23 protein-coding genes are annotated in these 25,428 nt (G+C 59.0%); 21 read left to right on the forward strand and 2 right to left on the reverse strand.

Annotation, left to right across the window (positions count from 1 at the left end; genetic code table 11):
* Positions 1 to 30: 30 nt before the first annotated feature.
* The 5 genes from HMPREF9695_RS03230 to uca are packed head-to-tail and all read left to right on the forward strand — an operon-like array spanning position 31 to position 6,722.
* Complete coding sequence (locus HMPREF9695_RS03230) at positions 31 to 849, forward strand: ABC transporter permease (protein ID WP_006019355.1); 819 nt, start codon at positions 31 to 33, stop codon at positions 847 to 849.
* Positions 846 to 1,637: an ABC transporter ATP-binding protein gene (locus tag HMPREF9695_RS03235; RefSeq protein WP_006019356.1), complete on the forward strand. Its 792-nt coding sequence runs from the start codon at positions 846 to 848 to the stop codon at positions 1,635 to 1,637. The genes HMPREF9695_RS03230 and HMPREF9695_RS03235 overlap by 4 nt, the downstream gene beginning before the upstream one ends.
* Before the next feature lie 41 nt (positions 1,638 to 1,678).
* A complete protein-coding gene (locus HMPREF9695_RS03240) occupies positions 1,679 to 2,518 on the forward strand; it encodes an urea amidolyase associated protein UAAP1 (protein ID WP_041711158.1) in 840 nt (279 codons plus the stop codon).
* Between the two features lie 3 nt (positions 2,519 to 2,521).
* Positions 2,522 to 3,163, forward strand: a complete 642-nt coding sequence (locus HMPREF9695_RS03245; protein ID WP_006019358.1) for an urea amidolyase associated protein UAAP2 — start codon at positions 2,522 to 2,524, stop codon at positions 3,161 to 3,163.
* A 4-nt stretch (positions 3,164 to 3,167) separates the two neighbouring features.
* On the forward strand, positions 3,168 to 6,722 hold the full coding sequence (gene uca, locus HMPREF9695_RS03250) for an urea carboxylase (RefSeq protein WP_006019359.1): 3,555 nt from the start codon (positions 3,168 to 3,170) through the stop codon (positions 6,720 to 6,722).
* 233 nt (positions 6,723 to 6,955) lie between these two features.
* Here uca and HMPREF9695_RS03255 read toward each other — a convergent pair whose 3' ends face one another.
* Positions 6,956 to 7,882, reverse strand: coding sequence for a LysR substrate-binding domain-containing protein (locus HMPREF9695_RS03255; RefSeq protein ID WP_006019360.1), 927 nt, complete (start codon positions 7,880 to 7,882; stop codon positions 6,956 to 6,958).
* Between the two features lie 78 nt (positions 7,883 to 7,960).
* On the opposite strand from HMPREF9695_RS03255, the gene psrA reads away from it, so the two are divergent.
* The 16 genes from psrA to HMPREF9695_RS03340 all read left to right on the forward strand — a co-directional run bounded on the left by psrA (position 7,961) and on the right by HMPREF9695_RS03340 (position 24,920).
* The gene (gene psrA, locus HMPREF9695_RS03260; protein ID WP_006019361.1) at positions 7,961 to 9,091 is read left to right on the forward strand and encodes an iron-containing alcohol dehydrogenase PsrA; all 1,131 of its coding nucleotides are present in this window, start codon (positions 7,961 to 7,963) and stop codon (positions 9,089 to 9,091) included.
* Between the two features lie 63 nt (positions 9,092 to 9,154).
* Positions 9,155 to 10,399, forward strand: coding sequence for a phosphonoacetate hydrolase (gene phnA, locus HMPREF9695_RS03265; RefSeq protein WP_006019363.1), 1,245 nt, complete (start codon positions 9,155 to 9,157; stop codon positions 10,397 to 10,399).
* Between the two features lie 28 nt (positions 10,400 to 10,427).
* Positions 10,428 to 11,876, forward strand: coding sequence for a phosphonoacetaldehyde dehydrogenase (gene phnY, locus HMPREF9695_RS03270; RefSeq protein WP_006019364.1), 1,449 nt, complete (start codon positions 10,428 to 10,430; stop codon positions 11,874 to 11,876).
* A 198-nt stretch (positions 11,877 to 12,074) separates the two neighbouring features.
* Positions 12,075 to 13,301 (forward strand): MFS transporter, encoded by a 1,227-nt coding sequence (locus HMPREF9695_RS03275; RefSeq protein ID WP_245258702.1) that lies wholly within the window; start codon positions 12,075 to 12,077, stop codon positions 13,299 to 13,301.
* A gap of 673 nt (positions 13,302 to 13,974) precedes the next feature.
* A complete protein-coding gene (locus HMPREF9695_RS03285) occupies positions 13,975 to 14,622 on the forward strand; it encodes a flavin reductase family protein (protein ID WP_430648565.1) in 648 nt (215 codons plus the stop codon).
* Between the two features lie 59 nt (positions 14,623 to 14,681).
* Complete coding sequence (locus tag HMPREF9695_RS03290; protein ID WP_006019367.1) at positions 14,682 to 15,677, forward strand: tripartite tricarboxylate transporter substrate binding protein; 996 nt, start codon at positions 14,682 to 14,684, stop codon at positions 15,675 to 15,677.
* A gap of 308 nt (positions 15,678 to 15,985) precedes the next feature.
* Positions 15,986 to 16,363 carry a GYD domain-containing protein gene (locus tag HMPREF9695_RS03295; protein ID WP_006019368.1) on the forward strand — a complete coding sequence of 126 codons (378 nt, stop codon included), beginning with the start codon at positions 15,986 to 15,988 and terminating at the stop codon, positions 16,361 to 16,363.
* Between the two features lie 235 nt (positions 16,364 to 16,598).
* Positions 16,599 to 17,468, forward strand: a complete 870-nt coding sequence (locus tag HMPREF9695_RS03300) for an AraC family transcriptional regulator (protein ID WP_006019369.1) — start codon at positions 16,599 to 16,601, stop codon at positions 17,466 to 17,468.
* 197 nt (positions 17,469 to 17,665) lie between these two features.
* On the forward strand, positions 17,666 to 18,874 hold the full coding sequence (locus tag HMPREF9695_RS03305) for an ABC transporter substrate-binding protein (RefSeq protein WP_006019370.1): 1,209 nt from the start codon (positions 17,666 to 17,668) through the stop codon (positions 18,872 to 18,874).
* Positions 18,875 to 18,929: 55 nt separating this feature from the next.
* The gene (locus tag HMPREF9695_RS03310; RefSeq protein ID WP_006019371.1) at positions 18,930 to 19,808 is read left to right on the forward strand and encodes a branched-chain amino acid ABC transporter permease; all 879 of its coding nucleotides are present in this window, start codon (positions 18,930 to 18,932) and stop codon (positions 19,806 to 19,808) included.
* On the forward strand, positions 19,805 to 20,809 hold the full coding sequence (locus tag HMPREF9695_RS03315; protein WP_006019372.1) for a branched-chain amino acid ABC transporter permease: 1,005 nt from the start codon (positions 19,805 to 19,807) through the stop codon (positions 20,807 to 20,809). The genes HMPREF9695_RS03310 and HMPREF9695_RS03315 overlap by 4 nt, the downstream gene beginning before the upstream one ends.
* Complete coding sequence (locus tag HMPREF9695_RS03320) at positions 20,806 to 21,552, forward strand: ABC transporter ATP-binding protein (protein ID WP_006019373.1); 747 nt, start codon at positions 20,806 to 20,808, stop codon at positions 21,550 to 21,552. The genes HMPREF9695_RS03315 and HMPREF9695_RS03320 overlap by 4 nt, the downstream gene beginning before the upstream one ends.
* Positions 21,545 to 22,246 carry an ABC transporter ATP-binding protein gene (locus tag HMPREF9695_RS03325; RefSeq protein WP_006019374.1) on the forward strand — a complete coding sequence of 234 codons (702 nt, stop codon included), beginning with the start codon at positions 21,545 to 21,547 and terminating at the stop codon, positions 22,244 to 22,246. Before HMPREF9695_RS03320 ends, HMPREF9695_RS03325 begins: the two co-directional genes overlap by 8 nt.
* Positions 22,247 to 22,295: 49 nt before the next feature.
* Positions 22,296 to 23,495 (forward strand): CaiB/BaiF CoA transferase family protein, encoded by a 1,200-nt coding sequence (locus tag HMPREF9695_RS03330; protein ID WP_006019375.1) that lies wholly within the window; start codon positions 22,296 to 22,298, stop codon positions 23,493 to 23,495.
* 35 nt (positions 23,496 to 23,530) lie between these two features.
* Positions 23,531 to 24,274, forward strand: coding sequence for an SDR family NAD(P)-dependent oxidoreductase (locus tag HMPREF9695_RS03335; protein ID WP_006019376.1), 744 nt, complete (start codon positions 23,531 to 23,533; stop codon positions 24,272 to 24,274).
* A 1-nt stretch (position 24,275) separates the two neighbouring features.
* Positions 24,276 to 24,920 (forward strand): glutathione S-transferase family protein, encoded by a 645-nt coding sequence (locus tag HMPREF9695_RS03340; RefSeq protein ID WP_006019377.1) that lies wholly within the window; start codon positions 24,276 to 24,278, stop codon positions 24,918 to 24,920.
* Between the two features lie 105 nt (positions 24,921 to 25,025).
* Here HMPREF9695_RS03340 and HMPREF9695_RS03345 read toward each other — a convergent pair whose 3' ends face one another.
* On the reverse strand, positions 25,026 to 25,298 hold the full coding sequence (locus HMPREF9695_RS03345) for a hypothetical protein (RefSeq protein ID WP_006019378.1): 273 nt from the start codon (positions 25,296 to 25,298) through the stop codon (positions 25,026 to 25,028).
* Positions 25,299 to 25,428: the final 130 nt, after the last annotated feature.

A 25,428-nucleotide genomic window follows, 5' to 3' on the forward strand; every position in this document is an offset into this window, starting at 1 on the left:
CGTTGATGCAGCGTCGATAGGAGTCCGGCCATGCGACTCGTCAACATCCGGCCCGGCCGGCAGGTGCGGTTCTATCTCGCCGCACTGCCGTTCGTATTGCTGGCGGTCGCATACTTCCTTGGGTCGAATGCGCGGCTTGCGGAAAATCCGAATGACAAGCTGTTGCCTGCGCTATCGAGTATGGCGCAGGCGGTGAAGCAGATGGCCTTTCAGGCCGATACACGGACCGGCGCATATCTCATGCTTTCGGATACCCTCGCGAGTCTCGGCCGGCTGATCTCTGCGCTGTCAATTTCAACCGTCGCCGCGCTTGTTCTGGGAATTGTCATCGGATTGTTGCCGGGCGCGAATGCGTTGCTGGGTCCATTTGTTTCGGTCGCATCGATGGTTCCGCCTTTGGCGCTGCTTCCGATTTTGTTCATCGTGATGGGGCTCGGCGAGAACTCCAAGATCGCCCTGATCGTGATCGGGACACTGCCCTGTATCATTCGTGACCTCGCGATGAAGGTGCAGGAGCTGCCCCGCGAGCAATTGATCAAGGCACAAACGCTCGGCGCATCGACGTGGCAGATCGCGCTACGCGTGGTGATGCCCCAGATCCTGCCGCGCCTGATCGACTCGCTGCGTCTCCAGCTTGGACCGGCGTGGCTGTTCTTGATCGCCGCCGAAGCCATCGCCTCGGATTCCGGACTGGGCTATCGAATCTTTCTGGTCCGGCGCTATCTCGCCATGGACATTATCATTCCTTACGTGATCTGGATCACGCTTCTTGCCTTCCTGATGGATGCCGGACTGCGCCTGCTCCAGCGCAGGGCGTTTCCGTGGTTCGCGTCGGTGAGGGCGGAATGAGCGCGATCCGCTTCGACAACGTCTGGAAAGAGTACGGCGATCACATCGTGCTCGAGCAGATCACGCTCGACGTTGAGCCGCGTGCATTTCTCGCGCTTGTCGGCCCCTCGGGATGCGGCAAGACCACATTTCTACGCATGCTGCTCGGCGAGGAAAGCCCGACGCGCGGGCAGATTCTGGTCGACGGTGTGCCGCTGTCGCCGGAGCCGGATGCCGATCGCGGCGTTGTGTTCCAGCGCTACTCCGTTTTTCCGCATCTGACGGTGCTGCAAAACGTCCTGCTCGGGCGCGAGCTTCAGCATGCGAAGATCACCGGTCGCTTGTTCGGAGCGGCAAAGCGTGCCGCAACCGACGAAGCGATGGCGCTGCTGGCGGAAGTCGGGCTGGCCGGGCAGGAAAGCAAGTATCCGGCGGCGCTGTCCGGCGGCATGCAGCAGCGGCTGGCGCTGGCCCAGGCGATTATGCGCGGTCCCAGGATTCTTCTGCTCGATGAGCCGTTCGGCGCGCTCGATCCCGGTATTCGCGCTGACATTCATGTGTTGATGAAGCGGCTCTGGAACGAAACCGAACTCACCGTCGTCATGGTCACGCATGACTTGAGTGAGGCGTTCCGGCTGGCGACACGTGTGATCGCATTTGAACGTAACCGTAACCGGCCCGAGGAGCGCGAGCGCTACGGGGCCACCATTTCACGCGATCTCGAAATCTACCCGCGCAGAACCGCCGAGGTCCGGCGGCTTGCAACAAACCGCTCTGGCCGGGACGACCCGGCCAAACAAGGAGCATGAGCCGGGACGGCCCGGCGTGTCTGTCTGAGAAAGGGCAAACCATGATCCTGACCAAGGAGCAGCAGGCCGAAGTTGCGGCCAACAGAAAGCGCTACGAGGAATTGAAGGCGGCAGGACAGGGGCACGCGCCGCGCGCGCTGCCGCCTCCGACCCCGCGCGATGGTGCTGCTATCGCTGCTTCGGCAATCATTCATCGGGAGATCGTGCCCGGCGGCTGGTACTGGACCACGCGGCTTAACCGCGGCGAGGCGCTGCGGCTTGTAAACACTGGAGGCAAGTCCTGCATTAGTCTGCTGGCGTGGAGTGCGGCCGATACAAGCGAACGGTTGAATCACGCGGACACCGTCAAAGTTCAATGGGCTGCCAGCCTGCGCAAGGGCCGCGTGATTCTGTCCGATATGGGCCGTGTGCTGTTCAGTATCGTGGAAGAGACCACCGGCGGTGCACATGATGCGCTCGCGGGCGCTTCCACGGTGGCAACAAACGAAGCCCGCTATCACACGACGACCCTTCGCAACACGCGCGACAACTTCATACTCGCGGCCGGAAAGTTAGGGCTCGACCGCCGCGATGTCCATCCGTGCATCAGCTTCTTTGCACCGGTGAATGTCGACGCCGAAGGGCGCTTTCAGTGGGATGCAAGCCGCCGCCAGGCAGGGGACTTTATCGACCTGCGCGCCGAGATGGATGTGCTGGTGGCATTGTCTAATTGTCCGCATCCGTTGGACGCGTCGCTGACCTATGCGACGGGCGATGCCGAAATCGTACGTTATCGCGCGGGACGCGTGGGAGATAATGACCTTTGCCGCACGGCGAGCGCGGAAGCCGCGCGCGCCTTTGAGAACAACGCCTTCTTCCTTAACTCCAGCTCGGAGGCGTGAGCTATGACGATTCACACCGTTCCGGTTCAGGGCCGCATCGTTCTCGACACCGAAATTCCGGCCAATGCTCCGTGGTCCGTCATTGTCCGCAAAGGGCAGACGTTGCGCATCATCGACAGCCATGGTCAGCAGGCGGTCGACACGCTGTTCTATCGCGCCGATGACTATCAGGAGCGTTACAGCGGTCAGGACACCTTGCGCGCGCAAGGTTCCGCCTATGTCAGCACGGGGACACGCATCATGTCCAACGAGGGGCGTGTCATGCTGCGCGTCACAGCGGACACCTGCGGCTTGCATGATACGTCTGCGGGCGCCTGCTCGTGCGAAAGCAACACCGTTCGCTTCGGTCACGGCACCAAGTATCTCCATGCCTGCCGCGAGAACTTCCTGATCGAGGCAGCGAAACACGGCATGTCGAAGCGCGACATCGTGCCGAACCTGAATTTCTTCATGAACGTGCCAATCGATCCCTCCGGAAATTTTACCGTGGTCGACGGCGTCTCAAAGCCGGGTGACTATGTCGAAATGGTCGCGGAGATGGATGTGCTGTGCCTGATCTCTAATTGCCCGCAAATCAATAATCCCTGTAACGGTTTCTTTCCGACGCCGATCCAGGTGATGATTTTCGAAGCGCAAGAGGACTGATCGCATGTTCAGCAAGGTCCTCATTGCCAACCGCGGCGAAATCGCTGGGCGGATCGGAAAAACATTGCGCCGTATGGGCATTGCGTCGGTCGCCGTCTATTCCGATGCCGATCGGTTCACGCGGCCTGTTCTTGATGCGGATGAAGCGATCCGTGTCGGTCCGGCACCGGCTGCGGAGAGCTATCTCAACGTCGATGCGATCATTGCGGCATGCCTGCATAGTGGTGCGCAGGCTGTTCATCCGGGTTACGGATTTCTCTCGGAGAACCGCAGCTTTGCCGAGAAGCTGGCCGAACATGACATCGCGTTCATCGGGCCGCGTCCCGAACATCTCGACGCGTTCGGGCTGAAGCACAAGGCCCGCGAGATCGCGCGCTTAAGCCGCGTTCCGCTGCTGCCCGGTTCCGGACTGCTCGAGACCGTCGAGGAGGCGTTGGCTGAAGCCGAAATTGTCGGTTACCCGTTGATGCTGAAAAGCACCGCGGGCGGCGGCGGCATCGGCATGCAGCTCTGTTACGATGCCGATGCACTCCGTGAACGCTTTGCTACCGTGCAGCGCACGGCACGGGCGAGCTTCGGCGACGCGCGGGTTTATCTCGAGCGGTTTGTCGCCGAGGCGCGGCACATCGAGGTGCAGATATTCGGCAACGGCAAGGGCAACGTGGTGGCGCTCGGCGAGCGCGACTGCTCGCTGCAGCGACGGAACCAGAAAGTCATCGAAGAAACACCGGCGCCGGGTCTGAGCGAAGAGATGCGGGCGCGACTTCATGAGGCCGCGGTTGCGCTGGGCAGGAGCGTGGCCTACGAGTCTGCCGGCACGGTGGAATTCATTTACGACGTCGAGCGCGAGGATTTCTACTTTCTTGAGGTCAACACCCGGCTTCAAGTCGAGCATCCTGTGACCGAGGCTGTGTTCGGCATCGATCTGGTTGAGTGGATGGTGCGGCAGGCTGCCGGTGAAGATGTATTGGCGGGATTGGGTCCGCTGGTGCCGAAGGGCGCGGCCATAGAGGTGCGGGTTTACGCCGAGAATCCCAATGCCGGGTTTCGTCCCAGCGCCGGACGCCTGACCTGTGTTCGTTTCCCGGATGATGCGCGTGTCGACGGATGGATCGAAACCGGCGTCGAGGTCACACCGTTTTATGACCCCATGCTGGCGAAGGTAATTGTCTCGGCGGACACGCGTAAGGATGCGATTGAAAAGATCGACAGCGTGCTGAACAGCTCAACTGTTGCTGGGATCGAAACCAACCTTGGCTATCTGCGTGCGATTGCCAACTCGGAGATTTTCCGCAGCGGCCGCGTCGCCACAAATGTTCTGAACGACTTCGTATATACCCCGCGTACCATCGATGTGCTTGCTCCCGGCGCGCAATCCGGCGTGCAGGAATTGCCGGGCCGGCTGCATCTCTGGCATGTCGGCGTTCCGCCGAGTGGCCCGATGGACGAGCGGTCGTTTCGCTTGGCCAATACCATTGTCGGGAATCCAGAGACGACGGCCGCACTGGAACTAACCGTCAATGGACCAACGTTGCGCTTCAACGCGGGAGCCACCATCGGTCTTGCCGGTGCGCAGATGTCGGCAAAACTCGATGGTGTTGCGGTCGAGCATGGTTCCCCCGTGGTGATACAGGCGGGTCAGACGCTTGCGATCGGCAAGATCGAGGGTGCGGGTCAGCGTTGTTATCTCGCCGTGCGCGGTGGATTCGACGCGCCGGAGGTTTTCGGATCGCGCGCGGTGTTCACGCTCGGGATGTTCGGCGGCCACGCCACCGGCGCGTTAAAGGCGGGAGACGTGCTGCATATTGCTGAAGAGACCGGCGGTTTGAAGACTCCGCGTGCTTTGACGACCGAAGAGCGCCCTGTACTGACCCGTGACTGGGAGATCGGGGTAATTTACGGCCCGCATGGAGCGCCTGATTTCTTTCGTTACGATGACATCGCAACATTGTTTTCCGCGCAGTACGAAGTGCATTTCAACAGCGCGCGCACTGGCGTGCGGTTGACGGGGCCCAAGCCGGCGTGGGCGCGAGCGGATGGCGGCGAGGCAGGGCTGCATCCCTCCAACATTCACGATAATGCCTATGCGGTAGGATCAATCGATTTCACCGGTGACATGCCGATCATCCTCGGGCCTGACGGGCCGAGCCTCGGCGGTTTTGTTTGTCCTGCCGTGGTGGCACGCGACGAACTCTGGAAAACCGGCCAGCTTCGGCCCGGTGACACCGTTCGTTTCGTCCCCGCATCCCGGAAGGACGATCCGGTCGCCGGACCGCTACCATTGAATGGAAATTCAACGCTCGGGTCCGCTATCGTTGGACGGAGCGACGACGGGCCACTTCCGGTGGTCTATCGGCGTGCAGGCGACGACAACCTGCTGGTCGAATATGGTCCGATGGAACTCGACATCGCGCTACGGCTTCGCGTTCACCTTCTCGCGGAGGCTGTCGCCCGGGTGAAGCTGCCGGGCATCATCGATCTCACCCCAGGCATTCGTTCGCTGCAAATCCACTATGACAGCGCGGTTCTTTCACGCCGCCGGTTGCTGGATGTTCTTCAAAGTCTTGAACGAGAGCTGCCTCCCGTTGATGCCATGAAAGTTCCGAGCCGCATCGTGCACCTGCCGCTGTCGTGGAACGATCCGCAGGCTGTTCTGGCGATGCAGAAGTATCAGGAACTGGTGCGTGCCGATGCGCCGTGGTGTCCGTCGAACATCGAGTTCATCCGGCGCATCAACGGTCTGGACAGCGAAGACGACGTTAAGCGGATTGTCTTCGATGCGAGTTATCTCGTGCTCGGTCTTGGCGATGTCTATCTTGGTGCGCCGGTGGCAACGCCGATCGATCCGCGTCACCGGCTTGTCACGACGAAATACAACCCCGCGCGAACCTGGACACCGGAGAATGCCGTCGGCATCGGCGGCGCCTATATGTGCATCTATGGCATGGAAGGGCCTGGTGGCTATCAATTGTTCGGCCGCACAATTCAAATGTGGAATACATGGCTAACCACGCCTGTCTTCAAGCCGGGGCATCCATGGCTGCTGCGGTTCTTCGACGAGATTCGCTTTTTTCCCGTTAGTGCGGAGGAATTGCTGGAGGCCCGCGCGGCATTTCCGCACGGCGCCTATCCGCTAAAGATCGAGGAGAGCGAATTTTCCTATGCTGATTATGCCAAGGCTCTGGTCCGTGACCGAGACAGCATTGCGACGTTCAAACTGCGGCAACAGGCAGCCTTCGAGGGCGAACGTCAGCGCTGGAAGGATCTACGCATAGATGAGGTGCCTGACGACATTGGAGTCAGCGCGGGTGTGAATGCCGAGGATATTCCCGATGGCGATACCGGCGCGTTTTCGGAGGTTCCAGGCAACGTCTGGAAAATTCTGGTGAAGGAAGGCGCAGATGTCGCGGCGGGTGATGCGATTGCGATCATCGAATCGATGAAAATGGAAATCAGCGTACAGGCACCTGTCGCCGGTCGGATATCGTCTATCCGCATCAGGCCTGGGCAGACGTTACGCGCGGGTGATGTTGTTGCAGTGATCAACTCTCTCGGTTGAGAGAGATGATGCCTGGCGAGGTGAGAGATCGTTAAGGCTGTGAAAAGACAACGGGATGCGCCATTGCTGGCGCATCCCGTCGTTGCTTTTGAGAACGGTCAGAGCGCGGCCGCTTCGAGAAGTTCGGTAGGATACCTAATTTCGTGCAGGCCGGCGCCTACTCTGCTGTTTCCGAAGACCTGCTTCACGTACCGGAGAATAAGACCACTGCGCGGTAGGGCACGTAGTCTCCGTTATCTTTTGCGCGAGGAAGAGATACTTCGTTTTTCCGCAGGGCCTTTCGCAAAACCGGCTTTCATTTCACTGACCGTCTTGACAAAGGCCTTTATGATCGGGGAGTGCGCCCGATCCTTGTGATAGGCGATGCTGTATTGTGTTCTTATTGCGCGCCCTTGGATTTCGAGTGCGCGCAAGTTCGGGTGCGGAACGAATTCAAAGTCAGCAACTACGCTGATGCCGAGTCCTCGCTCGACTGCTTTCCAAACACCTTCCCGGCTTTCGATCTCGAAGACCGGATTGACCGTGATTCCTTCCTCCTGCATAGCCGCTTCGAACGCGCGCCGCGTGGTTGAGCCGCGTTCGCGCAAGACAAATCTCTGATCCGCAAGTTCATGCAGCTTTATCGACTTCCGGTTGAACCAGGGGTGATCTCCATTCACGAAGACGACCACGCGATGCGTTCGATAGGGGATCATTATGACACGCGGATCGTCAGGGACCTCTGCGAGAATGGCAACCTCCGCTTCGAAGTCGATGATGTGGCGAAGCGTGCGCTCAGAATTTCCAAGCAGTGTCGAAATCTGCACACCAGGATGATCTCGATTGAAGGCTGCCAGAATCTCGGTCGCGTGAAAGGGGCCTACCGTTGCGAGGCGGAGCTGCCCCTTTGTCGATTGGCCATGCGCGGCCAACAACTCGTGGGCTTCGTCACAGAACTTCATGATGCCGCGGGTAATTTCAAACAGCGCGGCGCCGGCTTCCGTCAATTCGACCCGTCTCGATTTGCGGATCAGAAGTTCAACGCCGTAACTCTCTTCAAGCTCCTTGACCTGAATGGTCAAGGTTGGCTGCCCGACGTTCAGGACGCGTGAAGCCGCTGTAAAGCCGCCGTGCTCGGCGACGGCGTGGAAGGCGCGGATCTGGCTGAACACTATTGACATAATCAATAATTCCTATCGCAAATATGAATTTGTCAATAGTAGGGAGCTGCCTACCATCGCTCGAAAGGGAGAAACGCGATGGTGTGGAAATACGCAAACCCCGTTCAGATCGAATTCGGCATCGACAGCTTTGCGAAGCTACCCGGGCTGATCGGAAACCGCAGATATGCCGTGGTCACCTATGGCGAGCCTTTCTTCGACGCGCTTTTGAGCGGATTGGCTAAAGACGCGGGCTCACCTGCTCTGACCATTCGCGATGTGGCGCCCAATCCCGACTACCAGTTGCTCAGCGAGCAAACCAAGCGCTTTGCCCAACTGCAATTGCAGCCGGAAGTCATCGTGGCGCTCGGCGGTGGTTCCGTCATCGATTCAGCCAAGGTGTTTGCGGCCGCCAGCGGCGACTTTGGAAGGGTGAAGCTGTTCCTCGAAGAGCAGAAGGGCGCGGAGCAGCTCTCGGCGATCCCAATCATTGCTGTTCCGACAACTGCCGGTACCGGCAGCGAGGTCACTTGCTGGGGGACTGTCTGGGATGAAGCGAATGGCAAAAAATACTCTCTCGCCAGGCCGAACCTTTATCCGACCCATGCCGTCGTTGACCCACGCCTGATGCTCGGCAAGCCGAAGTTGCTGACGATCAGCACCGGCCTCGATGCGTTGTCCCATTCGCTGGAGAGCCTGTGGAACATCAACAACAATCCGGTGTCTGCCAATCATGCAGTCTTCGCAGCACGCAATATTCTGAACGCTCTGCCGAGACTGGTGAAAAATCTCGGCAACATCGAACTGCGTGAGCAGGTAGCGATGGCAGCCCTGTTTGCGGGCCTGGCCTTCTCGAACACAAAAACCGCAATTGCACATTCACTGTCTTACCCAATCACGTTGCGGCATGGCGTTCAGCACGGGATCGCATGCTCATTCTCGCTGCCGATGGTGCTGCGAAGTGTGCACGGCGCAGGGGGGCTTTGTGAGGATAGCCTGAAGCAGATTTTTGGTCCCGATCTGAAGCGGGGCGCGGACGATTTGGAAGATTTTCTCGGGTTGCTCGGAATATCCAGCAATCCCGCTTCGTACAAGATCGATCATCAGGAATGGCGCCTCCTTATTGAGGATTCGCTTCAGGGCGAACGCGGACGGAATTTTCTCGGGTCGGCAGACCGGCTGATCGAGGCGTCGCAGGCGACGCGTCTGCCGGCGGCAGCATCGGCCTGAACACAGACAATTCGCCCGGTTCCGCGAAAATTTCGCGCGGTCGTGGCTCAAGGGAGAACGATCATGAAAACCAACGGAAAACCAATCGTCGTCAACGGCCGCAACTACAATCCGCCCACGCGGCCGACCGTCGTCATCTGCCTCGACGGATCCGAGCCCGGATACATCGAGAAGGCGATTGAGGCCGGCGTCGCGCCGACTTTCGCGCGGTTCATGAAGGATGGCGCACACGTTCACGCCAACAGCGTGATCCCGAGTTTCACCAATCCGAACAACCTGTCGATCATCACGGGACGGCCGCCGTCGGTGCATGGGATCGCCGGTAATTATTTCTACGACACCGCCAATGGCGTCGAAGTGATGATGAACGATCCGAAATTCCTGCGCGCGCCCACGATTCTCTCAGGCGTTCACGATGCGGGGTACACGGTCGCTGCCGTGACTGCCAAGGACAAACTACGCACCCTGCTATCGCATGGGCTGGACTACAGCACCGGCCGCGCCTTCGCTTTCTCCTCGGAAAAGGCGGACCAGGCGACGGTCAAGGACAATGGGATCGACGACGTTCTCAATTTCGTCGGGTTGCCGTTACCGGAAGTGTATTCTGCCGATCTGTCCGAGTTCGTATTCGCCGCCGGCGTGAAACTGGTCGAGCGTTATCGCCCGGACCTGATGTACCTGTCGACGACGGATTACATCCAGCACAAGGTCGGTCCCGGTACGAAGATCGCTAACGATTTCTACGGAATGATCGATGGCTATCTGGCGAAGCTGGACGCGCTGGGCTGCAACATCGTCGCTACCGCGGACCATGGAATGAATGACAAGTTTATTCCAGGCGGCCAGCCCGATGTGTTGTTCCTGCAGGATTTGTTCGACGACTGGATGGGCAAGGGGCAGGCGCGCGTGATCCTGCCAATCACCGATCCCTACGTGGCGCATCATGGATCGCTGGGTTCGTTCGCGACGATCTATACGCCCGCAGGAGCCGACATCGAGGCCCTCATTGCAAAACTGAAGAGCACTCCGGGTGTTGAACTGGCGATGACCCGCAAGGCTGCCTGCGACCGCTTCGAACTGCCTGCGGATCGGGTTGGTGACATTGTGGTCATCTCGTCGCGGCACAAGGTGCTCGGAACCAGCCGCGATCGCCACGACCTTTCGGGACTGACCGAACCGCTGCGATCGCATGGAGGTCTTACGGAAGAACGCGTGCCGCTGATCGCAAACGGCAAGATCGTCATTCCGCCCGGTCATGTCTTGCGAAATTTTGACGTCTTCGACGTCGCCCTCAACCGCATTCAGTGATTCGGCGTCAGTGCGACAGGAGCATGCAATGAACATTCAAGCGCAAGCCGTTCGTCACGAACAGATGCGGATCGCGGGATCACTGGTCGATACCGACGAGCGCGTCGAGGTTTTCAATCCCTACACCAACAAGGTTGTTGGGACGGTTCCTGCGGCCCGCCCGGAGCATGTGCGGAATGCCTTCGCGAAAGCCAAGGCCTTCAAACCAAAACTCTCGCGTTACGAACGCCAGCAAATCCTGCTCAAGACCGCCGACATCCTCGCGAGCCGTAAGGAATATTTTGCAAGGTTGATTACATTGGAATCGGGTCTGTGCTGGAAGGATTCTCTTTACGAGGCTGGCCGCGCTTATGACGTCTATTCCTTCGCTGGCCAGCTGACTATCAAAGACGACAGTGAAGTCTTTTCGTGCGACATAAGCCCACAGGGCAAGGCGCGCAAGATCTTCACCATGCGCGCGCCGTTGCTGGGGACCATCTCGGCGATCACACCTTTCAACCACCCGCTGAACATGGTGAGCCACAAGATCGCGCCGGCGATCGCCACCAACAACCGGATCGTATTGAAGCCCACCGAACTGACGCCGCTCACCGCCCTCGCATTGGCCGACGTACTCTACGAAGCGGGATTGCCACCGGAAATGCTCTCGATCGTGACCGGCAATCCCCATTCGATGGGGGATGCCATGATCACCGATCCGGATGCCGATCTGATCACGTTCACCGGCTCCGTCCGTGTCGGCAAGCATATCGCTGCGACCGCCGGCTACAAGCGCCTCGTACTCGAACTCGGCGGCAACGATCCGCTGATCGTCATGGAAGATGCCGACCTTGAAAAGGCGGCGGAACTGGCGGTGCTGGGTGCCACAAAAAATTCAGGACAGCGCTGCACCGCAGTCAAACGCATTCTTTGCGTGGAAGCGGTAGCTGACGCATTTTCAGAACTTGTGCTGAAAAAGGCGAAGACGCTCAAGTGCGGTGATCCGATCGACCCCACCGTCGACATCGGCACGGTGATCCATGAGAAAGCTGCCATGGAGTTTGAGCGCCGTGTGAATGACGCGGTCAAGGACGGTGCGCGGTTGCTGCATGGTAACGACAGAAAGGGCGCGCTATATCCGCCAACGGTGGTCGATCACATTCCCTACACCAGCGAACTGGTGATGCAGGAAACATTTGGACCGGTGATTCCGATCATTCGAGTCCCCAATGACATTGAGAGCGTGATCCGGATTTCCAACTCTACGGCGTTTGGTCTGTCGTCAGGCGTTTGCACCAACCGCCTCGACTACATCACGCGGTTCGTCAACGAACTCGATGTCGGCACCGTTAACGTCTGGGAAGTTCCCGGATATCGCATCGAGATGTCGCCTTTCGGCGGCATCAAGGATTCTGGCCTTGGATACAAGGAAGGCGTGCAGGAAGCGATGAAGAGTTTCACGAACGTGAAAACCTACTCGCTCCCGTGGTCCGCCTGACGACGTCGCCAGGATCGGTCCGGCGCAAACGACGCACTCAATCGCATGACTCAGGAACGGCTCCAAAGAAGGGCCGTCCGATATCCGGGATTAACACAGGAGGCTTCAATGTCCGTTATGCAAAGCCCAGCGAGCATAGGCTCCATAGGGGCGACAAATCCAGAATTGGCGACCAGCTTTCGGCGAGCGCAGTGGCGCATGTTGCTGGCCGCCATGTTCTGCTATTTGTTTTTCTACACCGGCCGGCAAACGTTTGGCTTTGCCATCCCGGGAATCCAGGCCGAGTTTGGCGTGAGCAAGGCGGCGCTGGGATGGGCCAGCGCTGCGCTCTTGTGGTGCTATGCCATCGGTCAGGCCATCAATGGCAACCTTGGCGATAAATTCGGCGGCCGCCGAGTGATGAGCGTGGGCGCTATCCTGTCCTTTGTCATGAACTGGGCTACCAGCTTTTCGACAGGCATCGTCAGCCTGACGGCGTTCTGGGGAATCAATGGATATTTCCAGGCGATGGGATGGGCGCCGGGCAGCCGCCTTCTATCGAACTGGTGGGGGCGTCACGAGCGCGGCAAAGTGTACGGCATGTACACGTTCGCAGCCGGACTCGCTTCGGTCCTCTCGTTCGTCACGTCACTGGTCGTTGTCGGTTACTTCCATCTCGACTGGCGCTGGATCTTCCGAATTCCCGTCGTGCTTTTGCTGGTCGGCGGAATTGCGTTCTATCTGATCGCTCGCGAGAAGCCGGAGGATATGGGTTTTGCATCGCCTCATGACGATGCGGTGGACGAAGCTGCCACGGCCAACGTCGATGATTCTGAAAGTTCGCTGTCCAGATACAAGGCGGTTCTGTCTAACTGGCGGCTGCTGGTTGCCGGTCTTGCCATCGGGTTTCAGAATGCCGCGAGATATGGGCTTCTGGTTTGGGTGCCGGTCCATTTTCTTGGCGCCAACTGGACCAAGGCAGCAGCGGACACGGCTGTCATCGACCCCCGATGGATCAGCATCGCGCTTCCTGTCGGAATGGCCTTCGGCGCTTTCACCAATGGGTGGGTTTCGGACAAGTTCTTCAATTCGCGCCGTTCGTCCGCGATCGTGCTCTACATGGTTCTGGCTGCGATTACGGCGCTTTACATGTACACAATTCCCACTACGGCGGTGTATCAGGGATTGGCAGTCCTCTTTCTGTGCGGCTTCTTCGTTTATGGTCCTCAGTCGTCATTCTGGGCTTTGTGCCCCGATCTGGTAGGGCACAAGCGGGCCGGAACAGCAACTGGCATCATGAATTTCTGCGCGTATCTGTTCGCCGGGTTGGGCGAGCCGATCATCGGGCATTTCATGGACACGCGAGGTGAAACCTCGGTTGTTTTTCTGATCGTCTCGATGTGTGCCGCTGCAAGCGCCACGGTGGCAAGTTTTATTCGTCGATAAGTGTTGGTTTATACGGAGAAAGGCCCGCCAACGGCGGGCCTTTTTATTGAGAAGCACCAGCGTTCGCCGAAGGTGCCACGCAACGGTACGTTGATCGAGGATATATTCCTCATGATCCCAATTTTCCTCCGACGCGGGCCGCCGATAGCCCAATCGGTCCGGCGGTAAAACGACTGCGGCCACTGAATGAGGCAGCGAACGGGCTACATGTGCGGCCGCGCAATTGGACGCCCTTGAAGCGCACGATAACTATTCCGACCTGCCGCTTGTGCATTCATAATAAGAACTTGCTATGTTGGTGACCATTTTTGCGATGAGGCAGGCGGTCGAAATCCAAGGCATAATTTGGCTTTTAATCGAGATTTTCCGGGTATTCCTTGATCGGAAAGTTAGACATTCCAGAACGGCTTGACTAATTCTAAAAAAGAACTGTAGCTTCCAAAAAAACAAATGTCCCGCAGTGCCGAACGCGCTTCAGCGAGTTTAGGGACAACAGCATTGGGTGGAACGATATGAACGCTCGGGCGCCGTCGGCGGCAGTGCTCGTGACCATAAGCTCAATGTAGTTTCGCGCGGACGAAGCATCGCTGAGGAAAGCGAAGAGGTTCGCGAGCACGGATGCGGCCCGCCGGCCCGCAATCATCCAGTGAATAATCCGGAGACCATCGTGGATATCGAGAACCTTCACTACTACGAGCCGTCACAAGGACACGGGCTGAGGCACAATCCGTTCAACGCGATCATTGCACCGCGCCCGATTGGCTGGATTTCGTCGTTAAGCAGTCAAGGGCAGCTCAACCTGGCTCCCTACAGCTTCTTCAATGCCTTCAACTACGATCCGCCGATCCTTGGCTTTGCATCGATCTCCTGGAAGGACAGCGTCAAGAACGTCTCGGACACCGGCGAGTTCGTGTGGAATCTCGTGACGAAGGAGCTTGGCGATCAAATGAACAAGACGTCGGCGCCGGTCCCCCATGGCGTGAGTGAGTTTGACGTTGCCGGACTGACCACAGCGCCCAGCCGTCACGTCAAGGTGCCGCGCGTTCGGGAAAGCCGCGCTGCAATGGAATGCAAGGTGACCGAGATCGTCAAATTCAAGAACTGGAAGGGCGAAGCGGTCGAAGGGTGGCTCGTTCTCGGTGAGGTGGTCGCGGTCTACATCGACAAGGCGCTCATCAAGGACGGCGTTTATCAAACGGCGCTTGCAAACCCGATCCTGCGAGCGGGGCGGGGCGGGGACTATGTGGAAGTCACTGAGGATCGGATGTTCGAGATGGGGCGGCCGCCGGGAAGCAGCAAGCCGGAATTCCACGGATCGTGATGCCGCCGTCTTTGCTCGTCGAATTTGAACGTCTTTGCTTCTAAACGGGAGTTATCCTGATGCACTTCAATCTTTTCGGACGCGCGGCGAAAGGACTGGCGTTGGCAGCACTTGTTGCGTGCTCAAGCTCTGCCGCAATGGCCCAAAACTATCCCACAAGGCCCATCACCATCAAAGTGGCATTCCCTGCCGGCGGCCCGTCTGATGCGTCAATTCGCGCGGCCAATATCGTTCTTCAGCGCAATCTCGGTCAGTCGCTGATTTCCGAGAACGTCCCTGGCGCCACAGGTTCGATCAGCGCAATGGCCGTGCTTAACGCCCAACCGGACGGCTATACGCTGCTTGGAACCACCGGTTCGGATTTCGTGGTCGCGCCGTTCACGATCGCCTCTGCGAAGTATAAACCCGACAGCTTCAAGCTGCTGGGCGTGACCGGCGTTTCGGACTTCATTCTCGTGTCAAATACGAATTACTCGTTCAAGAATATCGATGAACTCATCGACTATGCCCAGAAGCCGGGGAACAAGCAGTTGACACTCGGGCACTGGGGCAAGGGCTCAACGGCTCATATCGTTGGCGCCGACTTTCAGGCCCGAAGCAAAGCCACATTCCTGGAGGTTCCCTATAAAGGTTCGGCGCCCGCGCTTTCCGACATCACGGGCGGGCATCTCGATCTGACCTTCGCACTCCTGAGCGGACCGACCCTGGAACTGATCCAGTCTGGCAAGGTGAAAGCGATTGCGATCGCCAGCAGCAAGAGAAGTGACGTTCTTCCGGATGTGCCGACAATAAGCGAAAGCGCGAAGGTCGGCAAATTCGAATACAGCATCTGGTCGGCGCTGTTTGCTCCGCCCAATACACCGGAGCCGATCGTTACCCGTCTGTCTGAGGCGATGGGTGAGTGGGCGACAAGCCCGGAAAACGCCGCACGGATCAAGCTCAACGGCTCGCGCGCCATGGAGCCCATGAGCCCGGCACAGGCGGCGGCTTTCTTCAAGAGCGAGCAGGAGAAATTCAGCGGGATAGCTCGCTCGCTCAATCTCGAATTGCAATAAGCTTTTCAGCTTGCGCATTTAAGCGAGCATGAAACTTGTTTGCTCAACCGGCCAGCCGGATGTCTGCGGCTGGCCGCGATTACAAAACAGCGATGCGGGCCACGCTCTAGCGCCTATTTTGTGACGAGCTTGCATGCGCCGCACGGCTGATCAAATTCCAGCCGGCAGCGTTGACCTGCCGGAGCATCGGCCCCGGCTGGATCGGCATTTAGCTCTTTGACCCGCCGTTAAAAGGATTATCCTGAGCTGGCTGGGTGGAATAAAGTCTGTGTGTTGGCGAACCCTTTTCCCGGAGAAGAGGAGACCGCATGACGATCTACATTTCTCAAGGTCGCTACACGACCGCGGCTATCAAGGGGATGTCTGCAAGGCCGGAGGACCGCTCGGAGGCGGTTGCGGAACTATTCGCTGCCGCCGGTGCGCGGCTGATCAGCTGGTATCTGACGCTGGGCCCCTACGACTGGCTGATCATAGCGGAAGCTCCGGATGAGCCCACGATGATTTCGGCAGTGCTTGCCGCCGCGGCCGGCGGAAGCCTCTCGGACATAACCACGACAGTTGCGCTCACGGCGAGCGATACCGCGAAAGCCTTCCAGCGGGCAGGCGAGTTGACTCAGAAATTCAGATCGGCGGGCCGAGCCGATTACTATGGCGTAGGGATCGACTCCGCCAGCGACATTCAGTGAGGCCTGAACACGCGGCATCCGGGAGATGCGCTGGCCGCTGCCTGCCCCTCTGCGATCGACAGCAGGCTATATAACTGTGAACTTTCGGGTTTTTTCATCCGCGAGCCGCTGGATTTTGCTGATCTGGCGCTAGAACCCACAGCAATTATGTCGCGGTGCAGCAAATGAACCGCCTCGCTTCTTCGTTGTATTTGGTGCATTCTATCTTGGAACTCGCGTTTGAACGGGGTTTGGGATGGGAAACGTCGGCGAGAACTACGTTCGGTTGGTCGGAGGCGATCTTGTGTCGTCCGTCATTACCGATACGCCGAGCATGCGGATCGAAGTGCTTCGCAGAGAAACGGTTGGGCGCATGCATTGGCATTTTCGCCAGCCGGAGCTGTCGCTGTTCTGGTTCGGCAAGGGAGCCGAACGCCTGAGAGCCACGATTGACGGGCGGCCGGTAGAGCGCTGGTTTCCGGGCAAGTCGAAGCTCGCGATCTTTCCCGCCGCCATCGAGATCGAAGGCGAGTGGAATGTCGGGCCGACCCTCGACTACACGGTGGTGTTCCTGAACCCGGCTTTCGTGGGTGAACGCCTTCAACACGCAATCACGAATCCCACAGTGGCTTTTGAGCATGACGGATTGACCCGCGGCCTCGCCGAACTCTGCCGTGAGGCAGCCTCGCCGGATAACGTTTTCAACCTCATGGCGGAGGGATGGTCGATTCAGGCGCTGGCCCACATTTCCCGGGTCAGTGAAAGAAGTCAGCAGGCGCCCAGCGAGTTGCGGGGCGGTTTGCCTGGCCGCAGTCTCCGGCGCCTCGAGGAATACGTTCGAGAGAATCTGACCCAGCCGATCTGTCTTGCGGAACTTTCGGAGATCGCGGGGCTGAGCAAGCGGCATTTCCTGCGGGCGTTTCAGGAGAGCGTCGGCACGACGCCCTATAACTACGTTCTTTCGCGCCGGATCGATGAAGCGAAGCGGCGGCTGTCGGATACGGAAGACAGCATCGTCGATGTCGCCCTCGCGACGGGTTTCAGCCACGCCCAGCATTTCTCGACAAGTTTCAAGAAAGCGACCGGTGTGACGCCATCCGCGTTCCGTCAGCGCTGTCTGTCGTAGGCAACAACCCTCTCTGACACGCGCCGGCCGGCTTTCCGGACTAAATGGCGTTTTTCCGGAAGTCCTGGCGCTATCCTGCAAGTCAGGATCAGCCTCGCGATCTAACACTATCCCACAAAAATCCACGCAGACTGCGGCCGCTCGGCCGTGGCCAAGCGGGAGTTTCGGGGCGGAACGCCCGGCATAGGGAGAGCGGGATGGCTATTTTCAACAGATACACGCGCATTGGTGTGGCAGCGGCGATAGGTCTTGCGGCATCAGCCACCGTGACGGCCTACGCGCAGGAGAAGACGCCAATCAAGATCGGGCTGATGCTGCCGTATAAGGGCGTCTATGCGCCTCTTGCGGTGAATATTGATCAAGGCTTCCAGATCGCGCTCGAGGAATACGGCAACAAGTCCGCCGGGAGGCCCATCGAGATCATCCGCGCCGACGACGAACTGACGCCGAGTGTCGGGGTCCAGAAATTCAACAAGTTCGTGCAATCCGACAAGGTCGATCTGGTCGCCGGAGTCGTCGGCTCCAATGTCGGTATCGCGGTCTCCGAACTGGCGGACAAGAACAAGATGCCGATGGTGTTCGCCAACGCATTCGCCGACGAAATCACCGGCAAGTTTTGCAGCCCATACATCGCCCGCACGTCCTTTAGCGCCAACGGATTCGAATATGCTTCCGGAAAGTACTGGGCAAGCAAGGGCGTGAAGACCGCCGTCACGATGGGCCCCGATTACTCTGCGGGGCGTGCATTCATCGGCGGATTCAAGCGCGGCTTTGAGGACAACGGCGGCAAGGTTATCGAGGAAATCTGGACCCCGTTCCAGAAGACCAAGGATTACAGTGCCGCGCTGACGCAGGCTTCGAACTCCGGCGCGCAAATTATTTACGCCTTCTATGCGGGCGCAGAAGCAATCCAGGTCGTCAAGCAGCACGCCGATTTCGGACTGCGGACCAAGATCCCCCTGATTGGCGATCACTGGGTTTATGACGAAGCGCTTTGGCCGGCGCTGGGCGATCTGGCTCTGAATGCGCAGCATGTTGCCACGCATTATCCGGGTATTCCCACCGAAGCGAACCAGAAGTTCGTGAAGGCCTATACCGCGAAGTACAAGCAGGAACCCGACGTCAGCGCCGAGCTTGGCTATGACAACGGCAAGGCGATCATGCTGACACTTGAGAAGCTCGGCGGCCAGATGCCGGAAGATCGCGCCAAGTTCATCTCCACGATGCGCGACCTGACGTTCGACGCTCCGCGTGGAAAGATCAAGTTCAATGCGCAGAACAGCGCGTTGCTCGAGAAGGTCTACGTGATCGAGATCGTCAAGGGACCCGACGGCAAGATGCAGCGTAAATCGCTGGATCAGTTCCCAGGAGCGGGCGATCTGCCGGGTTGCACGAAATCGTTCTGATCCGAGGCGAGCTTCGCTTTCAGCGGAGCTCGCCTCCCTCGAATTTGTGTGAAACATGCAGCTCTTTCTGATTCAGCTTCTCAATGGCGTGCAACTGAGCATGCTGGTGTTCCTGCTCGCGGTCGGCCTTACGCTGATTTTCGGGCTGATGAACATTCTCAATCTGGCCCATGGCGCCTTCTTCACGATGGGGGCCTATTTCGGATTGGTTGTCGCTAACAAGACAGGCTCGTTCTGGCTTGCGCTGCTGATAGGTCCGCTGCTGCCGTTCGTGGCAGGCTTCGTGCTGCAACTCTTCGTTCTGCAACCGCTGGCTCAGCGCGGACGCTCGACGCATCTAGATCTCGCCTTGCTAACGTTTGGCCTGCTGTTCGCAACCGCGGGTGCCGTCGAGTACATCTACGGATCGGCATTTCACAGCATTGTCACGCCCGATTTCCTCAAAGGCCGTGTTGCCTTGCTGGGCATCGAATATCCGCTCTATCGGCTTTTCATCATCGCGGTTGGCATTGCCATCGCTGTCGCGCTTGTCCTGGTAATTGACCGTACGCTAATCGGTGCCACGCTGCGGGCCGGTGTCGACAACCGTGAGATGGTCACCGCGCTCGGCATCAACATCAATGTTCTGTTTGCGCTGGTGTTCGGATTCGGTTCCGCTCTAGCCGGCTTTGCGGGTGTCGTCGCCGCACCGGTCATGAGCATCTACTCCAACATGGGTATCGGAATCGTCGTAACGACGTTCGTGGTCGTGGTGGTGGGCGGTCTCGGCAATCTCAAGGGGTCGTTCTATGCGTCACTTATCGTGGGTATGACCGATACGTTTGCCCAGGCCTACCTTCCGGAGGCTGAGCTTTTTGCGATTTACGCGCTTCTGATCGCCGTGATGATCTTCCGTCCGCAGGGCCTTTTTGGCGCGGTTGGGAGGGTCGCATGAGCGCAGATGCCGTCCTCACAAGGGAGAAGGACGTCGGCGGTTTGAAGCGTCTGCCGCTTCCAAAGTCCCGCCGTGCTTTCGCTGCGTTGTTCGCCGCTTTTGCCGCCGGACTATGCGCGCTTCCGTCGTTTTCCTCCGGTTATGTCATGACGCTGGCGGTCGAAGTCATGATTGCGGGTGTATTTGCGTCCGGCATCAATCTTCTGACCGGGTACACGGGCCTCGTATCGCTCGGACAGGCGATGTTTCTCGGGTTCGGTGGATACGGCATCGCCATCGGAACGGTGCTGCTGGGGTGGCCGCTGTGGGTTTCTGCGCCGGTCACGCTGGTGGTGGTAGCCGCAATTGCCGCTGCCATTGGCGCAATCTGCACGCGGACGCGCGGCGTCGAGTTTCTTCTGATCACGCTGGCCTTCTCCCAGATGTTCTATGGCGCGATGATCAAATTGCGCTGGACCAACGGCTCTGACGGCATGACGGGAATTCCGCGTCCCGATCTGTCATGGTTTGGCGTGAGCGCGGATAACCCGACCGTCTTCTACTACTATGTTCTCGCCGTTGCGGTTCTGGCGCTGCTGATGCTGTGGCGGATCGTGACGTCGCCTTTCGGCAGCGTCCTGGTCGGCATTCGTGAAAACGAGCGCCGCATGATGTCGATGGGATACGCGGTTGCGAACTACAAGATCGGATCGTTCGCGCTGGCCGCGGTGATTTGCGCGGTCGCGGGTATTTTGCAGTCGCAATACACCTATTTCGTCAATCCGGATGCGATGAGCTGGCAAATGAGCGGCGAGGGCGTGCTGATGGTCATCATCGGCGGTGCCAATGTTATTCTCGGGCCTTTCGTGGGCGCGGCAGTCTTCGTCGTCGTCAAACAGGCGCTGAGCATGATCACCGAAGAGTACAATCTATTCTTCGGCATCTTCTTCATGCTCGTGGTTGCGTTTTTCCGCGGCGGCGTTCTCGGCGCCATCACCACGCTGATCGGAAAACGGCGATGAGCGCTCTCGAAATCAGGAATTTGCGCAAGGCCTTCGGCGGGCTTCAGGTCATCAGCGACCTCGATCTGAAGGTGCCGTCGGGCCAGCGTCATGCAGTGATTGGGCCGAATGGCGCCGGCAAGACCACGCTGTTCAACATCATTACGGGATGGCAGCCGCCGACCAGCGGCGAAATTCTCATTCATGGCGTCCCGGTGCAGCAGGGGCGGCCCGACCTGGTCACGCGGGGCGGTCTGTCGCGCTCATTCCAGAAAAACATGCTGCTTGAGAGCGTCACCGTTCTTGAGAACCTGCGCGTTGCCTGCCAGGCGTTCGATGCGTCCCGGCACTCGATATTCAGGTCATGCGGGTCGTTCTCGGACGTTCTTCGCAAGGCATACCTCGCCGCCGAGCAGATGCATCTGGACACCGTGCTGCATCGGAATGTGAACGAACTATCCTACGGACAGAAGCGTCAGCTCGAAGTGGCGATCGCGCTTTGTGCGGAGCCGAAGATTCTGCTGATGGACGAGCCGGCAGCCGGAACGTCGCCGGATGAGCGCGCCAGTCTGATCAAGCTGATCAACGGCCTGTCATCCGAGTTGACCATTGTGCTTGTCGAGCACGACATGGATGTCGTGTTTGCGATCTGTGATGTCATTACGGTGCTGAGTTACGGCAAGGTGCTTGCAACAGGAACGAAGGATGAGATTCAGTCCAATCCTCAGGTGATCGAAGCATATCTGGGGCAGCACCATGCTTAAAGTGCAGCATCTTCACACCTATTACGGCGAAAGCCACATCCTGCAGGGTGTCGATCTCTCCGTGACGACCGCGCAGTGCGTGGCAGTGCTCGGCCGGAACGGCGCGGGCAAGACGACAACGCTGCGCTCGATACTCGGGCTGACGCCCGCGCGGCGCGGCCTCGTGGAGTTCAATGGCATCGACATCACAAGGCTGCCGACCCATAAGATTGTGAGATCCGGCATTGCTTTCGTGCCGGAGGATCGCGGCATCTTCCCGACGGTAACCGTCGAAGAGCATCTTGCTATTGCCTACGGTGCGTCGAAACACCGGCCGAAGCGTAGGCCGGTGGAATACGTGTTCGAGATATTTCCACGCCTCGCCGAACGGCGCAGGAGTCTTGGAGGGCAACTCTCGGGCGGCGAGCAACAGATGCTGGCGATCGGGCGGGCGCTGGTGGCCGGGCCGGATCTGATGATCCTCGATGAGCCGAGCGAAGGTCTGGCGCCGGTAATTATCGAGAAACTCGCGGCCGTGCTCCAGGATGTCAAAGCATCCGGGACGCCTATTTTGCTGGTCGAGCAGAACTATCACCTCGCCACCCAACTGGCTGACCATGTTTACGTGCTCAGTCAGGGCCGGGTTCAATTCTCCGGCGACACGCAATCGCTGATCGCAAATGACGATGTCAGGCGAACGTATCTAAGCGTGTGACGTCGGCAATGCGGCAGCCCGGATGACATGAAACAGAAAGAGTAGAGAGATGCCTGGTCCTTTGAGTGGAGTTCGCGTTCTGGATTTGACGGCGGTGGTGTCGGGTCCTTACGCGACGATGTTCCTGGCGGATCAGGGCGCGGACGTGCTGAAGATCGAGCCGATCGGCGGCGACGGCACGCGGCGCAGCCGCACCCTGATCGATGCGGCCGGAGAGTTCTCCGCGCTGTTCGTGTCGTGCAACCGCGGCAAGCGTTCGCTGTCGATCGACATGAAGAGCGACGCGGGACGCGAGGTGCTGGCCAAGCTGGCATCGCAGGCGGACGTGCTGGTGCAGAACTTCCGCCCCGGCACGATGGAACGCCTCGGCCTCGGGCAGAAGGAACTGCGCGAGAAGTACCCGCGCCTGATCTACGTTTCCATCAGCGGGGTCGGCGACAGCGGGCCTTATGTCAAGAAGCGGGTCTACGATCCGATCGTCCAGGCCTTGTCCGGCTTTGCCGACATCCAGTCGCAGCCGGTGACCAACCGGCCGCAGATGATCCGCACCATCGTCTGCGACAAGACCACGTCGGTGTTCACCGCGCAGGCGGTGTCGTCGGCGCTGTATGCACGCGAGAAGACCGGCAAGGGCGACCACATCCAGGTCGCGATGCTCGACACCATGATCTCGTATCTATGGCCGGAAGGCATGATGCAGTACACCGTGGTCGGCTCCGAGGCGGCCGCGGCTGACCCCAACGACCGGCCGGACCTCGTGTTCCAGACGCTCGATGGTTACATCACCGCCGGCACCATCTCCGATTCCGAATGGCAGGGCTTCTGCAAGGCCTCGGGCGATCCGGAGCTTGCGAAGGACGAGCGGTTCGCGACGCCGAGCGCACGCTTCATCAATGCCACCGCGCGCATCAACAAGATGCAGGAGTACATCAGCCAGCGCACCACCGCCGAATGGCTGGAGCGTCTGGATGCCGCCGATGTGCCGTGTGCGCCGATTCTGCGGCGCAATGAGATCATCGGCAACGATCAGGTGGTGGCGCGCGGCCTGATCGAGGAGTTCGACCAGCCGACGGTGGGCCGGGTGCGGCAGCCGAAGCCCGCAGCGATCTTCGAGGTCAACAAGGCTGAGATCGGCGGTCCGGCGCCGCGCGTCGGCGAGCACTCCCGCGCCGTGCTGCACGAACTCGGCTACAGCGACAGCGCCATCGACACAATGATCGCCGGCAAGGCCGTCAGGGCCGTGGGCTAACGCGACAAACAATTTCAGCTTCTGGAGAACGGACAGTGACGAATAAAACGAAGGTCGCACTTCTTGTTGGCGCAGGCGATGCTATCGGGGCTGCGGTTGCTCAGAGATTTGCAAGGGGCGGTTATACGGTCTGCGTTGCGCGGCGCGAGGCTGCCAAGTCGCAGGGGCTCGTCGATTCGATGAAAGCCGATGGACACGACGTCCGCGCCTACAGCGTCGATGCACGGAAGGAAGAGGACGTCCAGAAATTGTTCGCGGACGTCGAGAAGGACGTCGGCCCGGTCGAGGTCTGCCTCTTCAATGCCGGCTCGAACGTCAACAAGCCGCTGCTGGAGACGACCGAGAAGCTGTTCTTCAAGGCCTGGGAGCTTGCATGTTACGCAGGCTTTCTCGTGGGCCGCGAGGCGGCGAAACACATGTCGACACGCGGCCGCGGGACGGTGCTTTTCACCGGCGCGACCGCCAGCGTTCGGGGTGGAAAGGGTTTTGCGGCATTTTCGGCGGCGAAGTTCGGTCTGCGCGCCGTCGCCCAGGCGATGGCTCGTGAGCTTGGACCGAAGAACATTCATGTCGTCCATCTTCTGATCGATGCGGGCGTTGACAGCGAAGCCATTCATCAGCGCATGAAGGCCGCAACTGGAATCAGCGCCAGCGAGATTCCTCCGGACAGTCTGACCAAGACCGCGTCCATTGCCGAGGCATACTGGTTTGCTCACCAGCAATCCAAAGACGGCTGGACTCATGAACTCGATCTGCGCCCATCAGTGGAGACATGGTAAGATGGCAGACGAACTCATCCTCTGGGGTGTCGGTACAACGCGCACGATTCGCGCGCACTGGGCGCTTCATGAACTCGGTCTTCCGTATACGTCGCGGCCGATTCTCCCGCGGTCAGGCGAGACCAAGACGATGGAGTACACCGCGCTAAATCCCCGCCAGAAGATTCCACTCTTGCAGGATGGTGATCTGACCATCGGCGAAAGCGCGGCCATTGTCGCGTATCTCGCCAACAAACACCGTACCGGTGCTGCTCTCGTTCCGGACTGCCCTAAGCTTTACGCAAAGTGGCTGGAATGGTGCTTCTTCATCGTGACCGAACTGGATTCGACCAGTCTCTATGTAATGAGGCGGCACGGCACCAATCAGGGGCTGGCACATATTTATGGCGATGCGCCGCATGTCGTGGCGAAGGCTGGCGAGTACTTCCGCGAACAGCTACGCCATGTCGATGCCGCGCTGTCGGATGGCCGCCACTATCTGATGGGAGACCAGTTTACGACCGCGGACATTCTGCTGACAACGTGTCTGACATGGGCGATCGACTATGGTGTGGGGATTTGCGACAGCGCAGTGCCATACCTGGAACGAGCTACATCGCGTGGTGCGTATAAAAGCAGTTCAGAAGTGAACTTTGCCCAGATCTAGGAATTGACACCGCTCCGCGTGCGATAGCCTGCACGCAGGTGTCCGGTCCCCTGCCGAACGCCGGACACCCGCATTCGCGACACGACGGATCGTGGCGCGATAGCGTCAGTTCGAATCGAAGATTTCAACTGGAAGGCTCTTTGCCTTGCTGTGAAGTTCCTGAATTGGGAAAGCAGACTTTACGGTCGAGGCGCTCTTCTCTCCCGGCACAACGTTCGACGTCGGGAAATCCATCGTCGCGGTATCGAAGGTTGCTTCTCCCTTCGCGTGCGGGTTGCCTGCATTCAGAATGATCAGACTGCCCACCAACAGTATGTAGGCGCAAAATGCGCCAATGACGAAAGTGAACCGGCGGTTGCTGAAGCTGAGCTTTGTCATGGGAGCCTCCTGTCTGGCTGCCATGAACCTTTCAGCAAAGAGAGAAATATGTCTGTGATCTCACACACAGACTGAGAGAATATGTCGTCTCGCTGCGGTTGATACTTTCGCGCAGAGTGTGAGCAGGGTC

Source organism: Afipia broomeae ATCC 49717 (assembly GCF_000314675.2).
Lineage (GTDB): Bacteria > Pseudomonadota > Alphaproteobacteria > Rhizobiales > Xanthobacteraceae > Afipia > Afipia broomeae.